Below are 16619 nucleotides of genomic sequence, written 5' to 3'. Positions count from 1 at the left end.
GTGGGTGCGCGAAACCACGCACCCTACGTTTAGCGCAGCGCGTGTAGCACGCCAGAGCGCGAGACCACATAGAGGGTATTTCCTGCAACAACAGGATTGGTAGAGGCACCACCAGGCACTTCAACCGCGCTGACCTGCGCGCCTGTGACGGGATCAAAACTGCGGATCAAGCCATCGTTAGAGCCGACGATAACGCGCCCACCGGCAATGATCGGTCCATAGTGCGCAACAATTTCGACGCGGCGACGACGATCTTCTTTAACAAAGAACGGCAAACGCGTGCCCCAAATCCGCTCGCCGGTTTCGCCATCAAGGCGAACCAATTCATTGCGATCTGTCACAGCAAAAATCGAACCGCCCGCAGGCCAAACTGGCCCAAGTGCACCGTCTTTTGCTGTCCACAAACGCGCGCCGCTGTCAGCGTTTAGCGCGACGATGCGACCAGAGTAGCTTCCGGCATAGATCGTGTTGCCAGCGATAACAGGATCGCCTGTGATGTCGCTGATCGTGCTTGCAGCAATGCCGCGACGTTGACCTGCGACCGTTGCATCCCAGCGGCGCAAGCCACCTTTGCGGAACGCCGCTTGCATTTCGCCAGAGCCAAAGGCGAAGACAACAAGGTCATCCCCAACAGCAGGTGCAGGACCACCCGATACGTTTGAGACATCCGACGCACCATCAAGCTGCCATTCGACACGGCCCGTGTCGGCGTTAACAGCCCAAGCAATGTTGTCACCAGAGACCACATACACCAATCCGCGAGAAATACTTGGAGTGCCTGTTGCAGGTGCATCCAAGTCTTGCAACCAGAGTTCTGCACCGCTTGCAGGATCGAGCGCGCGCAGCTTACCGAAACCGGAGGAAACTATAAGCTTGCCATCTCCATAGGCCAAACCACCGCCGCCTGCGTCATTCTCTTTGTCGCGTGCTGGCGTTAAGTTCACAGACCAAAGCGGCTCGCCGCTGAGCGCGACTGCAGTCACCGTGCTTTTCGCATCCATCACAAAGATGCGCCCGTCTGCAACAATAGGATCTGCCGTTATACGGTGGCGGCGACTATCGCCTTCCCCGATCGGCGTTGACCATTGAACACCTGTCAGTTGCGACGCCAACGCAGGGTGCGCCGTGCGCGTCGCTGGACTGCCGATGCGATGGGTCCAGTTGGCGTTGCTCTTTTGCTTTGGAAGCGAAATCTTCTGTGCGACGTTTTCCGTCTTCACAATGTCATTCGAAACCTCACCAAACGGCGCGCGCAAATCTTCGCGCTTACCCGGCAAGATGATGTCTTCTTCAGCGCAGCCAATCAGCATTGATGCTGTCAAACCCGCTGTTATCCACTTTACTGTCGTCACTGCTCAAAGCCCCCTTTGATAGTGCAGCCCATCTCATGCGGGCCTTTGTTGATGCGCTCTAACCTTGTTGTGCTAGAGTATCCGGCTCTGCGCCTAGCGCAATAATGAGTTGCGTTGCGCGTTGACGCAAGCCGTCTGTCACTTCGGCGTCCACCATGATGCCTTGCAGCTTTTCAAGCGCAGCTTCGGTGTCACCCTCTTCGATATCGATCAGTGCCAGTTGCTCAACCGCCAATAAGCGCAGTGCATTGCCCGGAGCGCTTAGCGCGTCAAAACGAATGCGGCGATCTTGCGCACTCAAAGTGCCATCCGCTTGGCTGGCCGCTTTGAACGATGCAATCTGGCGATAGATTTCAGGCAAACTGCCATCAACCGCAATGCTTTCCAGCGCCGCTTGCGCACCTGCAGGATCGCCATCCGCACCCTGCTCTGCCGCTTGCAGCAATGCAACAACAGCTTTGGCACCTTGTGTAATGTCTTGCTTGCCAAGCGCATCCAAGGCCTCAACGCGGGCAGAAGGTTCATCGGCTTCAAGAGCAGAAAGAATTGAATCCCCGGCCGATTCCGCTGCGTTGCGTGCTTGAGATTTGCTATAAGCGTCGTAGGCGGTGCCCCCGACCAATGCCAAAACAGCAACGATCGCAATCCAGCCATAACGGCGCATCAGTCCGAACAAGCGGTCTCTGCGGACCTCTTCGGACACTTCTTCAATAAAACTGTCGGTATCGCTCACGCTTTAGCCCCTACTTTTTGCCTCTCATATCGCGATGTCACAGCCCTGCCAAGGGCTCGTCACACCCTTGCCATGTGATGCGCGCACTTTAGCGCACATTGTTCGATTGCTGTTATAGTTTCAAAACGCTATTTTGAACTCGTGAGTTCAGATTTTTGAACTAAGATGATTGCACTTTGATGCAGGATGCTTATGTCGAGCAAAGACGTTTTTATTGGTCAATTCAATTGACCTAATTGAGGAAAGACACTTAGATGAAAATCATTCCCCTGATCACCGCAGTTTTGGTGACGGCTTTTCTCTACGCTTTGGTCTTCGAACGCGATGCTCTTTTGGCGTTTGCACAAGGCACCGATAGTGAAAACGTTCAAACGGAAGACGCAAAAGACAGTAGCGAAGCTGGCGAAGAAGTAGAAAAAGCAATTCGCGTGGTCGCAATCAAATCCGAAGCGCAACAAATCGACAGTGCCGTTGTCTTGCGCGGCCAGACAGAGGCGGCGCGGATGGTTGAAGTTCGTGCAGAAACCTCGGGCCAAGTGATTTCAGAACCCTTGCGCAAAGGAAGCTTTGTCAATCAAGGGCAACTCCTGTGCCAGCTCGATCCGGGTACGCGCGATGCGTCCCTTGCGGAAGCGCAGGCGCGTCTTGCCGAAGCAAAGGCACGTGTTCCAGAAACTCAAGCACGCCTTGATGAAGCCATGGCGCGTCTTGATGAGGCCAAAATCAACGACAACGCCGCATCCAAACTCAGCCAAGGCGGCTTTGCATCCGAAACGCGCGTTGCATCCACCCAAGCGGCAGTGCGCGCGGCTGAAGCTTCTGTCGCCGCTGCAAAAAGTGGATTGCAAACCACCGGCGCAGGAATCCAAAGCGCTGAAGCCGCAATAGCAGCTGTCGAAAAAGACATAGAACGTCTTCAAATCACGGCACCTTTTGAGGGATTACTGGAAACTGATACTTCGGAACTGGGCAGCTTGCTCCAACCGGGTGGGCTTTGCGCGACGATCCTTCAGCTAGACCCGATCAAAGTAGTTGGCTTCGTTCCAGAAACCGAAGTGGACCGCGTTGAGATTGGTGCTTTGGCAAGCGCACGCCTTTCAGGTGGACGCGAAATTCAGGGGCGCGTGACGTTCCTATCACGCGCTGCCGATACAACGACGCGCACTTTCCGCGTGGAAATCAACGTAGCAAACGCAGATTTAGCGATCCGAGACGGCCAAACCGCAGAAATCATTATTGCAGCAGACGGTGCCAAGGCACATCTGCTTCCGCAATCCGCCCTCACACTGAACGACGATGGCGATCTTGGCGTGCGAACGGTTGATGAAAATTCCAAGTCGAAATTCGTTAATCTGAAACTATTGCGCGATACTGCCGAAGGCGTTTGGGTCGAAGGCCTGCCAGAACAGGCAAACGTCATATCAATCGGACAAGAATACGTCATCGACGGCGTCCCAGTCGACGCGACTTACAAGGAGCCTGATCAATGACCGGTATCGTCGATTGGGCCGCCGAACGCGCCCGAATGGTCCTCGCCTTTATTGCCCTCACCCTTTTGGTTGGGGGTTTTGCCTATTGGAGCCTTCCCAAAGAAGGTGAGCCGGATATCGAAATTCCAGCGCTCTTTGTCTCGGTGCCCTTCCCCGGAATTTCTGCGGCGGACAGCGAAACATTGCTGGTTAAACCGATGGAAACAGAACTGGCCGATCTTGATGGCTTGAAATCCATCTCAGGCACTGCTGCCGAAGGTTATGCAGGAATCGCACTGGAGTTCGAATTTGGTTGGGACAAAACCAAAGTCATGGCGGATGTGCGCGATTCTATGAATGCGGCAGAGGGAAAGTTTCCGACAGGTGCCGAGAACTATTCGATTAATGAAATCAATTTCTCTGAATTCCCAATCATCATTGTTAATCTGACAGGCAAAGTGCCAGAGCGAACGATGTCCATCGTTGCCAAAGATTTGCAAGATCGCATTGAAGCGCTCGATGCGGTTCTCGAAGCTGGCATCGCTGGTATTCGCGACGAAATGGTCGAGGTACTGATCGATCCTTTGCGCCTAGAATCCTACAATGTGACCGCGGGTGAGTTGATCAATGTGGTGCAAAACAACAACCAATTGATCGCGGCAGGTGAAGTTGAAACAGCGCAGGGGTCTTTCGCGGTTAAGATCCCCTCTTCCTTTGATGATGAACGCGATATCTATGCATTGCCGGTTAAAAGAAACGGCGATCGCGTTGTAACTTTGGGTGATCTTGCAGAAATCAGTCTGACCTTTGAAGATCGCAAAGGCACCGCGCGCTTCAACGGCGAAACATCGGTTGCTTTGCAAGTCGTTAAGCGCAAAGGCTTTAACCTCATTGATACAGCGGCCTTGGTCAAAGCAACGGTTGAAGAGGCCCGCGCAGAGTGGCCCGATGCGCTGCAAGCCTCTGTCGATGTTGGAACCTCAAACGATCAATCGCGCACAGTTGGCTCGATGGTAAGCCAGCTCGAAGGCTCTGTTCTAACGGCGATCGCGCTTGTGATGATCGTTGTCCTCGCCGCGCTAGGTACGCGCCCTGCGTTGCTTGTCGGCTTTGCGATTCCAACGTCGTTCCTGTTGTGCTTTGCATTCCTCGCTGTCATGGGCGTCACCATCTCGAACATCGTTATGTTCGGCTTAATTCTGGCTGTCGGCATGTTGGTCGATGGCGCGATCGTGGTTGTAGAATACGCGGACAAACGGATCTCGCAGGGCTCTGGCCCGATGCATGCCTATGTCGAAGCCGCCAAGCGGATGTTCTGGCCAATCGTGTCCTCAACAGCAACGACGCTTTGTGCCTTTTTGCCAATGCTGTTCTGGCCCGGCGTCCCTGGCCAATTCATGGGCATGTTACCGATCACACTGATCTTTGTTCTGTCGGCATCTCTGATTGTGGCACTTGTTTATTTGCCAGTCATGGGCGGCGTTACTGGCCGCCTGAGCCGGCTCTTTGGCAACACATCTGATGCCTTGCGCGCAAGCACGCCTTGGTTCGTGCGCGCTCTGCTCGTCCCAATCGCGCTTTATGGCGTGTTCTTAGGCGCAATGCAGACCTTGAACCCTGGCTACCTGTTTGGCGGCACACCTATCGCCGATGGTTTCGTCGGTGCTTTGCCTGGCATTGCACTGTTTCTCTTTGCCGCCTTTGCGGCCTCTGTCACGCTCGGCGCGGCGAAAATAGAGCGACGCAAACGCAAGATCAAAGCGGGCCACAGGCGGACGCTCTTTGGTATGTTCATCAAACTGGTCACGGGCAATCCGATCATGCCAATCGTGACCATTGGCGCGGTTGGTCTCTTCGTGATGAGCACCTTTAGTTATTTTGGCGAGAACAATAACGGCGTTGAGTTCTTTGTCGAAAGCGAACCAGAACAAGGAATCGTATACGTTCTTGCGCGCGGCAATCTTTCGCTTGATGAAAAGGACGTGCTTGTGGCGCAAGCCGAAGAAATCGTGCTGCAACACCCCGGCGTGAAAAGCGCATTTGCCTTTGCGGGCGAAGGCGGGCTGAACACCGATGCCTCTGGTGCCTCGGTGCCAAAGGATACAATCGGGCAAGTTCAGTTCGAGACAATCGCGTGGGAAGACCGACGCGATCAGCCTGAACTCGACGGTGATCTGGTTCTTGCCGAACTCACAGAGCAGCTTTCACTGATCCCGGGGATCGAAATCGAAATTCTCGCGCAGGAACGTGGCCCTGCCTCGGGCAAACCTGTGCATCTGCGCCTAAAAGGCGAAAACTGGGATGATCTGCTGAACGCAACCGCGATCGCGCGCAATAAGTTCGATAGCACCGAAGGGCTAACGCTTATCGAAGATACACGCCCCCTGCCCGGCATTGATTGGCAGATCGACGTGGATGTCGAAAAGGCAGGCCGCTATGGCGCGGACGTCGCAACTGTTGGCGGCATGGTGCAGCTTGTGACCCGTGGCATTCTGCTTGATACGATGCGGGTTGATAGCTCTGACGAAGAAATCGAAATTCGCGTGCGCTTGCCGGAAGAAGATCGCGTGCTCAGCACACTGGATTCTCTCAAAGTGCGCACACAAGACGGCTTGGTTCCTTTAAGCAATTTCATCACGCGCAAACCTGTGAAAAAGCTCGCCGAAATCAATCGCATTGATCAAAAACGCTATTTCGATGTGAAGGCCGCAGTCAAAGACGGGCTCACAAAGACCGAGATTACCGAAGATGGCACCGAGAAAAGCATCGCCATCAACGCAAATGAGCGCCGCGCGGCGCTCACAGAATGGCTGGAAACCGATCCGCTACCTACTGGTATCGATTGGGAATGGTCCGGTGATCAGGAAGAAGAAGCTGAAAGCCAGCAATTCTTGTCCTCCGCCTTTGCAGGCGCGCTCGGGTTGATGTTCATCATTCTTTTGGCGCAGTTCAACAGTTTCTATAACTCGGTTCTTGTTCTGCTTGCTGTGGTTCTGTCCACCGCTGGTGTACTGATCGGGATGCTGGTTATGGATCAAGCCTTTTCGATCATTATGACGGGCACAGGCATCGTTGCACTGGCAGGAATCGTGGTGAACAACAACATTGTTCTGATCGACACCTACCAAGACTATTCACGCTACATGCCACGGATAGAAGCCATTGTGCGCACCGCAGAAGATCGCATTCGCCCTGTTCTTCTCACAACGATCACAACAATGGCGGGTCTCGCCCCCATGATGTTCGGCCTTAGCCTTGACTTTATCGCGGGGGGCTATTCGGTTGATAGCCCGACATCGCTTTGGTGGAAGCAACTGGCAACTGCGGTCGTCTTTGGCCTTGGGATTGCGACAGTGCTGACATTGGTCTTCACCCCCTCAATGCTTGCACTACGTGTTTGGGCGACAACATATCTGCATTGGCTTGCGCGTCTTCTTGCTAAGCTGTCACTGGGGCGATCAAGCGTCGCTGCACGTGACTGGGCTCTTCAACGTGAGGCGCGCAGGATCAAATCGCCAACGATTTTGTGGGAAGAAGACATCGATCCCGAACGAGAATATGCGCCGGAAGCAGAACTGTCCCCTAGTATGGTGTCCGCGCTTAAGGCCGCAGAATGACGTCAAAGTAGGGTGCGTGATACCACGCACCATACGGCAAATGCCCCTTTGCCCGTAATAGAGATCCACTCTGAGAGCTGACGTTCGCACGCCAAAAGACACAAAAGTAAGGTGCGTGATATCACGCACCCTACACCAGAGCACCGAACAAAACTGCGAAAGTGTGTCTTAAGCCGCGTCTTCGGATTGCTGGCGATGCCACAGCGCCGCGTAGCGTCCTGAGCGGCTTAAAAGCTCTGAATGACTGCCCTGCTCTGCGACGATCCCATCAGCCAAGACAACAATGCGATCCGCCTCCGCAATCGTCGACAGACGGTGCGCAATGGTAATCACTGTGCGCCCTTCGGCAGCCAGTGCCAATGCGTCTTGAATTTCATGCTCTGTTTCACTGTCCAGCGCAGAAGTCGCTTCATCCAGCAACAAAATCGGCGGATTCTTTAGCAAAGTCCGGGCAATCCCAACGCGCTGCTTTTCGCCTCCAGATAGCTTTAGTCCGCGCTCGCCCACTGTGGTCTCATAGCCATCCGGAAGCCCCATAATGAAGTCATGAATTTGCGCCGCGCGCGCAGCCTCTTCAATTTCAGAATGGCTGGCTCCATCTTTGCCATAAGCGATGTTGTAGCGGATCGTGTCGTTAAACAGCACCGTATCCTGAGGAACAACGCCGATTGCATCATGCAAACTACTTTGCGTCACATCACGCACATCTTGCCCGTCAATGGACAAAGCCCCATCATTCACGTCATAGAAACGGAACAAGAGCCGCCCAATGGTGGATTTTCCCGAACCAGATGGACCAACAATCGCAACGTTCTGCCCTGCAGGTACATCCAGATCTACGCCCTTCAGAATAGCGCGCTCCGCATCATAGCCAAAGTGAACCCCCTTGAGCGAAACATGCCCGCCCTTAACTCTTAAATCTTTTGCACCGATTTTATTTGCGACCTCAGGGGGCTGTTCCAGTAGATCGAACATCTCGCCCATATCCACCAAAGCTTGGCGAATTTCGCGATAGACGGTGCCAAGGAAATTCAGAGGCATTGTGATCTGGATCATATAAGCATTCACCATAACAAAGTCGCCAACTGTCAAAGTGCCGGCCTGCACCCCCATCGCCGCGAGAACCATCACCGCAACCAACCCCGTGGTTATCAAAAAGGACTGACCAAAGTTTAGAAACGCCAGTGAATAGGATGTTTTTAGCGCCGCAACTTGATAAAGCTCCATCGCGCTGTCGTATCGACGCGCTTCACGCGCTTCCGCGCCAAAATACTTGACCGTTTCAAAATTGAGCAGACTGTCGATCGCTTTCTGATTGGCGTCGGTATCCTGATCATTCATCTGTTTGCGAAGCTTTACCCGCCATTCCGTGACTGCAAACGTAAACCAAACATAGAGCGCGATTGTGACAAAGACCGCAGCCAAATACCAAACGTCAAACAAGAAAAACAAAATGGCGGCGATCATCAACAACTCAAGCACCAATGGACCGATCGAAAAGAGCAAGAAGCGCAACAGGAATTCAACGCCTTTCACGCCCCGCTCAATGATACGGCTAAGCCCGCCAGTCTTGCGGCCAATGTGATAGCGCATCGAAAGCCGGTGAATGTGCTCAAAGGTCTCCAGCGCAAGCGCGCGCAAGGCGCTTTGTCCAACCTTCGCGAAGACTGCATCGCGCAGCTGTTGAAAGCCATTGGACATCAATCGCGCCAGACCATAGGCCACTGTCAATCCAACAGCGCCAATCGCAAGATCAGGCGCGCCCGCCTCTGACAACGCATCAACCGCCCGTTTGTACAATAGCGGGGTCAACACCGCGACGACTTTTGCGATCAAAAGCATCGCCATTGCCAGCACAACACGCTGTTTCACCCAAAGCTTGTCTGCGGGCCACAGGTAGGGCGCGACGCGGCGAATAGTGCGCCAGCCCGATATCTTGTGATCTTTTGAAAGAGCAGCGTCCGTTGGTGAAAGTCGTCTCATATTTGCGGCGTCCTTTGAGTCAGACACAACAAATAGTCACGCCGCCGCAAAATGACCAGTCGCGCTATTCCGGTACAGTAAAAACCTGTCCTGGATAGATCAAATCTGGATCGCGGATTGCGTCACGATTGGCCTCAACAACACGCGCGTACAAAGTACCGCTGCCATAACGCTCTTGGGCGATGGCCCAAAGCGTCGCCCCCGGCTGCACGGTGATCGCCTGAACGGTCTTTTCTGGTTGAACCGCCGCAGCGAGGACCTCTGGCGCTTCGCGCTTAAAGGGCGTCTCGATACGTGCAAGCACATCGCCCGCTTCATTCAACTCATCCACGCGCAGCGTATATATGCCAGTGTCAACCGCAGGTAAATCTGCTTGCCAATCTCCAGAGGTCGCGATCTGCGAGGTCGTAATCGGGCGGTTGTCCAGATAAACCCGAACAAAGCTGCCCTCACCGCGACCGGTCAACGCAACATCGCCTAAATCGTCATACGCAATTGAAGCGAGCAATGCTGTCAGTGCATCGGGTTTTGGCGCATCGGGCGCTTGTAAAACGCGCACACCGTCGTTGGTAGACAAGAGGATCGCAGGTGCTTTTGGTTCTCGCGCAGGCTCGTCAGGCTCTTGCACAGAGGGTTTAACTTGCGGCTCGACCTCCGCTGCTTGAACAGGTGCATCGATTGAGGGGGCTGCTGCGCGAGCCGCGACCTCTACAGGTGCAACAAAGCTCGTTTGATCAACATTCGGCGTACTCATATCTGCGTCATCGCCCACACTTAACGCGACTTGCCGCGCAGCGGTGACAGGCGCGATGATCACGCGCTCGGGCGCAGGTTCACCCTGCCCGTCGTCCAACGTCAAAACTCTTGCATCGGCCGCATCAGGCAACGTTACAAAGCTTGCAAATTTTCCGCGCGCATCGGCCTTCACTTCAGCAACGATTTCATCATCAAGACGAATAGAAATGCGGCTCCCGGCTTCAGCGCTACCAGCAATCATCGCATCACCGCGCGTATCGACGCGCACAACATCAAAACTCGGCGATGGGCTTTGTTTTTGTACATCCTCAGTTAGTTCGCGTGCGACGCTTTTTTCCGCCTCTGGCGCATCCGCCTGCTCAACAGGCGCAGCGACAACCGGTGCAAGCGCAGCTTCAACAACAGTTGGCTTATCAGTTGGTTTATCAAAAAACACGCCGCCAACATATCCAGCGACAGTCAATGCCCCGACAAGGGCCGTACCGGCACCAACCGTCACACCAGTTCCAGAGGAAAGGAATGCAAATTTACTCATCGTAACCCGTCTCCAGTTTGCCTACTTTAGCTGTCGGCAATGCCCGTATATAGCAAACACAGGCCATACGGTCAAAACACGTAAAATAAGGACGAATTGATGCAACAACGATCAATCTGTGTCTTTTGTGGCGCATCTGACGGGGTCAAGGACAGCTATGGCGCTGCGGCAGATCGCTTGGGCACGCTGCTCGCAGAGAATAACCTGCGCTTGGTCTATGGGGCTGGTGATGTCGGTTTGATGGGCCGCGTTGCGCGCGCAGCGCAAATGGCAAAGGGCACGACTTTCGGCGTGATCCCTCAGCACTTGGTCGATTGGGAGGTCGGAAAAACGGATCTCACAACTTATGTGGTCACCGAAACCATGCATGAACGAAAGAAGGTCATGTTCATGAATGCCGATGCCATCGCACTCTTGCCAGGCGGCGCAGGCTCGCTCGATGAGTTTTTCGAAGTGCTCACGTGGGCCCAGCTTGGCCTGCACAAAAAGCCAATCGTTTTGATCAATACCCTAGGATACTGGGATCCCCTGCTCGCACTTGTTGATCATGTTATCGCCGAGGGGTTCGCCAAAGGAAGCCTAAAAAACTTCTTCAAGATCGCAGCATCGCCAGACGAAGCCCTGTCCCTTTTGCGATAACGCCGCTTCATTTTCCAAGAAAAACTCCCCGCGGAGCGTCCCGCACCCACAAAAAACGCGCCACTTGGTCAAAGCGGCGCGTTTCAAAAATCAAACAAAAGAGCGCGCGAAAGCGCTCAATAAGAGTAGATTACATACGGGATGCAACATTTTCCCAGTTCACGAGGTTGTCCATGAAGTTGGACAAATACGCTGGGCGCTTGTTGCGGAAATCGATGTAGTAGGAATGCTCCCAAACGTCACAGCCCAAAAGCGCTGTTTGACCAAAGCAAAGCGGGTTCACACCGTTTTCGGTCTTTGTGACAGCCAATGAGCCATCCGCGTTTTTAACCAGCCAGCACCAGCCAGAACCGAACTGACCTGCACCCGCTGCCGCGAAGGCTTCTTTGAACGCATCAACAGAGCCAAAGCTCTCTTTCAGCGCCGCTTCCAGCTCGGACGGCATTGCAGATTTGCCAGGGCCCATCATTTCCCAGAACTGGTTGTGGTTCCAAAGCTGAGAGATGTTGTTGAAGATACCATTTTGCGCAACCGCAGAGGCGTCATATGTGCCTGTGATGATCTCTTCGAGGGATTTATCCGCCCACTCTGTGCCCTCAATCAGCTTGTTGCCGTTGGTGACATAAGCGTTGTGGTGCAGGTCGTGGTGATACTCCAGCGTCTCTTTGGACATGCCGAGATCGGCCAAAGCGTCATGTGCGTAGGGAAGATTTGGAAGTTCGAATGCCATTGTGTCAGGCCTCTCTGTTGAAGTGTCTTATGCCAGATAGAAAGCCCCCAGCCCCCAAGGTCAAGGGCTGGCAGGTGGTTTTCAGTGAAAAAACAACTATGATTTTGTGCGGCTCACTAAGACGCAGATCAAGGCTATCAGGTTATTTTGTGCGCTTACATTTTCCCGTAGCGCCCAAGGTATTATCTGCAATCGGCGCGGACAGGTGATAGGTAACAATGCCTTTTTTCTTGAGCAGCGTGGCGGAATAGCGCAATTCTGGAATTAAAGTGCCTTTGGAGGTCTTGATCTTTTTCAACTTCCACCATGCGCGCATGACTTGGTCCGTATTCTTGCCCATCCGAACCTGTAGCGGCGCTCTATAAATTGCCATAATCATCGGGTTATGGACCGCAACACTCATTTCAGCATGATTCAGGTCGAAAATCAGTGGCCCAGCTAGGAAATGCGTCGGTTTCTTCGCAGGCATTTCACATTCCCATACCTCGCCAGCGAAACCTGCGCCGCCCAGAATGCCCAACACTATGGCGAAACCCAAACACTTCATACGCATGTCGCAATCACTCTTACTTTGTTGACTGCGACACTTATGCCTTTCATCCAAGAATAGATGCAACCTCTGACGGTTAATACGCATCCACTTCAGAGCCAGCCTGCGCCGCGATGCTGAGAAGGTCGAACATATACTCAGCGACAGATCGGAAACACACGATGGTAAAGCTATCCTCGCCGTTCATCCAGAAGGCAGCCGGCACCTGCGCCATGCGCGAGCGGCGGAACATGCCCTTTTTGAACGCATCCGGCGCAAAATCGACAGGTGCAAGCTTTGCCATGACTTCGCGCGCCTTTGGGCCCGAGACCTCGAACACAGCGCGTGCATCAGAGACGTTTGCAGCCAAAAAATGCGTCCCCTTCAAAGCCTTGTTCACCGCTTCAATAGCGTCTGAAACCTTAGCGTAGGGCACCATGATCAGCAGCTCGTCGGGGCTCATCCACGCCGCGCTACTGTCGCCCTTTTGTGCAATCGCGCGAACAACGGGCATCGCGCCAGCAATCCCCTTGATCGCCTTGATCAGCTTTTTGTCCGCAAAATCACCGCGCAGGGTGATCATCCCTTGCAGGCCCATCTCGCGCACGTCAGCGATACCATCGTTGAAAGCAGCACCTTGCAACGCACTCACAGCATTAGACATTTTGCTTCTCCCCGTCCTTATCATAGATCACTGGGTCGATAATTTTCGCTTTAACAATTGTCCCGTCCGTCTTAGGGAAATCAATCACTTCACCCATACGATCAGGTCCGTTTTTCACCAGCCCCATCGCAATGCCACGCTCAAGATTGGCGCTATAATAGGTCGAGGTCACGCGACCGAACATATTGCGCTGGCCGTTAGCATTGACGCCCTCTTCAACCGCATAAGCGCCATCAGGCAGCACCGATTTATCAAGCGTTTCAAGTCCGACCAACTTCCAACGTTCAGGATCGGCCATATGGCTACGCTCATGCGCGCGTTTACCGAGATAGTCCTCTTTCTTCTTCGACAGCGCCCATTGCAGGTTGAGATCCAGAGGGATCACCGTCCCGTCGGTCTCATCCCCAATCATGATAAAACCCTTCTCGGCGCGCAGAATATGCAGCGTTTCGGTGCCGTAAGGCATCGCGCCGTATTCCTCGCCCGCCTCCATCAAGGCCTCCCAGAACGCCAGTCCTTGGCTTGCAGGCACCGCAATTTCATAGCTCAACTCACCCGAGAAAGAGATCCTGAACACGCGCGCATCAAAGCCGCCAATCGTGCCATCGGCCCATTCCATAAAGCCAAGCGCCTCTTTGGAGACATCCAAGCCGCCCAGCTTTTCCAGCACCTTGCGTGCGTTCGGGCCAACAACGGCAATCTGCGCGAATTGCTCGGTGACATTGGCAACATAAACGTTCCAATCCCACCACTCGGTTTGCAGCCATTCTTCCATGTGACCGTGGATCGTCTCAGCCCCGCCCGTCGTTGTGTGGCACAGGAACGTATCCTCGTCGAGCCGCGCTACAACGCCGTCGTCAATCAGAAAGCCGTTCTCAGAACACATCAAGCCATAGCGGCATTTGCCCGGCTTCAACGTGCTCATCATATTCGTGTAGAGCATGTCGAGGAACTTGCCCGCGTCTGGCCCTTTGACAATAATCTTGCCGAGCGTTGAGGCATCCAGCAAGCCAAGGTTCTCACGCGTATTCTTCACCTCGCGGTTTACCGCGTCGTGTACGCTCTCGCCTGGCTGCAAATATGCAAAAGGGCGACGCCAAGCACCAACAGGTTCCCAATCCGCGCCATGCGTGTCGTTCCACTCATAAAGAGGTGTTTTGCGCAAAGGCTGGAAGGTTTTGCCACGTGCTTCACCGCCAATCGCGCCCATAGAAATCGGCGTATATGGTGGTCGAAACGTGGTCGTACCTGTCTGCGGAATAGGTTGACCCAATGCATCAGAAAGTATCGCGAGACCGTTGATATTACTCAACTTACCCTGATCCGTCGCCATGCCGATTGTGGTATAGCGCTTGGCGTGTTCGACGCTTTCATAGCCCTCGCGTGCAGCAAGCTGGATATCGGAGACTTTCACGTCGTTCTGATAATCGAGCCATGTTTTGGAGCGTAGTTTATAACCTGCGCCCTGGGGCATAAGCCAAACAGGTTCAATCGGATTTTCCGAGGTCGGCGTGCCATCTGGGATCTTCGACTTCGCAGCGTTGCCACCTGCCGCTTTACCAGCGGCAAGCCCCGCACCATGCGCATCGCCAATGAGTTCGGCCAATTGCAAATGTCCATTCGCAGAGCCTGCGACGCTCACAAAGCACTCACCGCTCGCGCCCAAAGGCGGGCGTTCACTGTCGGGCCTGAAATGCGACTGGGCATCGTCCCAAACCAGCTTGCCACCGCAATGGGACCACAAATGCACCACAGGTGACCAACCGCCAGACATGGCAACCGCATCGCAAGGAATGACCTCAAGAACACCGCCCTCGCCAGCTTGGCTACAAAGCTCAACCGCTTCAACGCGCTTGCCGCCTTTGACCATGCCAATCGCCTTGCCCGTCTCAACGCGAATGCCAAGCGCTTTGGCCTCATCCGCCAAAACGCCTGCGCCGCCGGTGCGCGCATCAATGATGCACGGTACATCAAGGCCAAGTCCTTTTAGCGTGATCGCCGTGCGATAGGCATCATCATTGTTGGTCACAACGACCGTGCGATCGCCAACAGAAACACCGTAATTCACCGCATAATCGCGCACAGCGCCAGCGAGCATAACGCCCGGAACATCGTTGCCAGCAAAGCTCAGCGGGCGTTCAATCGCCCCCGTCGCTGTGATGATCTGGCGCGCGCGAATGCGCCACAAACGGTGGCGCGGCCCCGCCATATCAGGCGCGTGATCGGTTAGACGTTCATAGCCCAGCACATAACCGTGATCATAGACACCAGCGCCCATATGGCGCGTGCGCATGGTCACGTTTTCCATAGCCGCGAGTTCTGAAACCAACGCATCGATATAGGCGCTTACGTCCTGCCCATCGACCTCGCCGCCATCCACGGGCGCGCGGCCACCCCAGTGGGCGGTTTGCTCGACCAGCAGAACCTTCACACCAGTGAGCGCCGCCGCTTTGGCCGCTTGCAAACCAGCGATACCGCCGCCGATCACCATCACGTCTGTGAAGTGATAGAAATGCTCGTAAGTATCCTTGTCGCGATCCTCTGCGCGCGGCGCTTTGCCAAGACCCGCAGACTGGCGAATGAAAGGCTCATAAATATGCTTCCACAGGGGGCGCGGATGGATGAACATCTTGTAATAAAAACCCGCAGGCAGGAAGCGCGAGAGATGCTTGTTGATCGCGCCAATGTCGAACTCAAGGCTCGGCCAGTGGTTTTGTGAGGTGATCTGCAAACCATCAAACAGCTCTGTCACTGTTGCACGCTGGTTCGGCTCAAAATCATCGGTATAGCCCATGTTAAAGAGCGCGTTTGGCTCTTCACCGCCGCTGGCCACAATACCGCGTGGGCGGTGGTATTTGAACGAACGCCCGATCATCATCTGATCGTTCGCAAGCAAGGCAGAGGCAAGCGTGTCGCCCTCAACGCCCTTTAGTTTCTTACCGTTGAAATCAAAGGAAAGCTGCGCGCCGCCGCTCGTGAAACGGCCCGCTGTCTTTAAGCGTGTGCTCATGAGAAGTTCCTCCATGACCAACCGGGTCGTTTGGCGCTGATTGCGTCCCTTATCTCTTGCGGTGGCTCTGTCGTTTGCGCGCTATAGGTGCCAAAGACCTCAAGCGTCGTCGTGCAGCGAGCCGCGTGAAACCACTTGCCGCAGCCATTGTTGTGCCGCCAGCGTTCCAGATGAACCCCGTGTGGGTTTTCGCGCATGAACAGATATTCTTCGAATTGCTCATCTGTGGAGCCGACCGAGTGCCGCTTCAAATGCGCCTCGCCGCCCGCATGGAATTCCGTTTCTTCGCCTGTGACGCCACAGACGGGACATTTAAGAATGAGCATAAATAGAACTCCCGCTCAAAAGTATCGTAGCGCCCGTTCCGAGGGTGGGCGTAAAGCGCCCGCCCGTGGGGGCGGATCGGGCGCTGCGCGGCATAGCCGCGCTTGTGTTTCGCAAGCTAAATACTACGACCATAAGTTTGTGGATATGCCGAGAACATCTTTTTCCCAGATCAAAAACCAACATCATGCAGCCTCGCAATCACGAACCAGCACTACATGATGTGGATAATTATCCACAGGCCAGTTATCCACAAAAACATACAATTTGCACTTTTT

General features: G+C 54.2%; 12 protein-coding genes. 3 read left to right on the top strand and 9 right to left on the bottom strand.

What is annotated here, in order from left to right:
• Positions 1–29 precede the first annotated feature (29 nt).
• Both ACRBCU_RS17275 and ACRBCU_RS17270 read right to left on the bottom strand, forming a co-directional pair.
• The gene (locus ACRBCU_RS17275) at positions 30–1352 is read right to left on the bottom strand and encodes a PQQ-binding-like beta-propeller repeat protein (RefSeq protein ID WP_431366639.1); all 1323 of its coding nucleotides are present in this window, start codon (positions 1350–1352) and stop codon (positions 30–32) included.
• A gap of 58 nt (positions 1353–1410) precedes the next feature.
• A complete protein-coding gene (locus ACRBCU_RS17270; protein ID WP_431366638.1) occupies positions 1411–2085 on the bottom strand; it encodes a tetratricopeptide repeat protein in 675 nt (224 codons plus the stop codon).
• A 254-nt stretch (positions 2086–2339) separates the two neighbouring features.
• On the opposite strand from ACRBCU_RS17270, the gene ACRBCU_RS17265 reads away from it, so the two are divergent.
• Positions 2340–3575 carry an efflux RND transporter periplasmic adaptor subunit gene (locus tag ACRBCU_RS17265; protein ID WP_431366637.1) on the top strand — a complete coding sequence of 412 codons (1236 nt, stop codon included), beginning with the start codon at positions 2340–2342 and terminating at the stop codon, positions 3573–3575.
• A complete protein-coding gene (locus ACRBCU_RS17260; protein WP_431366636.1) occupies positions 3572–7171 on the top strand; it encodes an efflux RND transporter permease subunit in 3600 nt (1199 codons plus the stop codon). Before ACRBCU_RS17265 ends, ACRBCU_RS17260 begins: the two co-directional genes overlap by 4 nt.
• Before the next feature lie 168 nt (positions 7172–7339).
• Here the strand turns inward: ACRBCU_RS17260 and ACRBCU_RS17255 are convergent, their stop codons facing one another.
• Positions 7340–9154 carry an ABCB family ABC transporter ATP-binding protein/permease gene (locus tag ACRBCU_RS17255; protein WP_431366635.1) on the bottom strand — a complete coding sequence of 605 codons (1815 nt, stop codon included), beginning with the start codon at positions 9152–9154 and terminating at the stop codon, positions 7340–7342.
• A gap of 64 nt (positions 9155–9218) precedes the next feature.
• Positions 9219–10445, bottom strand: coding sequence for a LysM peptidoglycan-binding domain-containing protein (locus ACRBCU_RS17250; RefSeq protein WP_431366634.1), 1227 nt, complete (start codon positions 10443–10445; stop codon positions 9219–9221).
• Positions 10446–10544: 99 nt separating this feature from the next.
• Between ACRBCU_RS17250 and ACRBCU_RS17245 the strand changes: the two genes are divergently transcribed.
• The gene (locus ACRBCU_RS17245) at positions 10545–11084 is read left to right on the top strand and encodes a TIGR00730 family Rossman fold protein (RefSeq protein WP_431366633.1); all 540 of its coding nucleotides are present in this window, start codon (positions 10545–10547) and stop codon (positions 11082–11084) included.
• A 130-nt stretch (positions 11085–11214) separates the two neighbouring features.
• Here the strand turns inward: ACRBCU_RS17245 and ACRBCU_RS17240 are convergent, their stop codons facing one another.
• The 5 genes from ACRBCU_RS17240 to ACRBCU_RS17220 all read right to left on the bottom strand — a co-directional run bounded on the left by ACRBCU_RS17240 (position 11215) and on the right by ACRBCU_RS17220 (position 16343).
• Complete coding sequence (locus ACRBCU_RS17240; RefSeq protein WP_431366632.1) at positions 11215–11814, bottom strand: superoxide dismutase; 600 nt, start codon at positions 11812–11814, stop codon at positions 11215–11217.
• Positions 11815–11956: 142 nt separating this feature from the next.
• Entirely contained in the window at positions 11957–12367 is a 411-nt protein-coding gene (locus ACRBCU_RS17235; protein WP_431366631.1) for a hypothetical protein, read from the bottom strand.
• A 73-nt stretch (positions 12368–12440) separates the two neighbouring features.
• Positions 12441–13007, bottom strand: a complete 567-nt coding sequence (locus ACRBCU_RS17230) for a sarcosine oxidase subunit gamma (RefSeq protein ID WP_431366630.1) — start codon at positions 13005–13007, stop codon at positions 12441–12443.
• The gene (locus ACRBCU_RS17225) at positions 13000–16017 is read right to left on the bottom strand and encodes a sarcosine oxidase subunit alpha family protein (RefSeq protein WP_431366629.1); all 3018 of its coding nucleotides are present in this window, start codon (positions 16015–16017) and stop codon (positions 13000–13002) included. The genes ACRBCU_RS17230 and ACRBCU_RS17225 overlap by 8 nt, the downstream gene beginning before the upstream one ends.
• Positions 16014–16343, bottom strand: a complete 330-nt coding sequence (locus tag ACRBCU_RS17220; protein ID WP_431366628.1) for a sarcosine oxidase subunit delta — start codon at positions 16341–16343, stop codon at positions 16014–16016. Before ACRBCU_RS17220 ends, ACRBCU_RS17225 begins: the two co-directional genes overlap by 4 nt.
• Positions 16344–16619 lie beyond the last annotated feature (276 nt).

This window comes from Planktotalea sp., from assembly GCF_050633725.1.
In the GTDB taxonomy this organism is placed as follows: Bacteria; Pseudomonadota; Alphaproteobacteria; order Rhodobacterales; family Rhodobacteraceae; genus Planktotalea.
The sequence above is the reverse complement of the archived record's forward strand: the minus strand, read 5'-3'. Positions and strand labels throughout refer to the sequence as shown.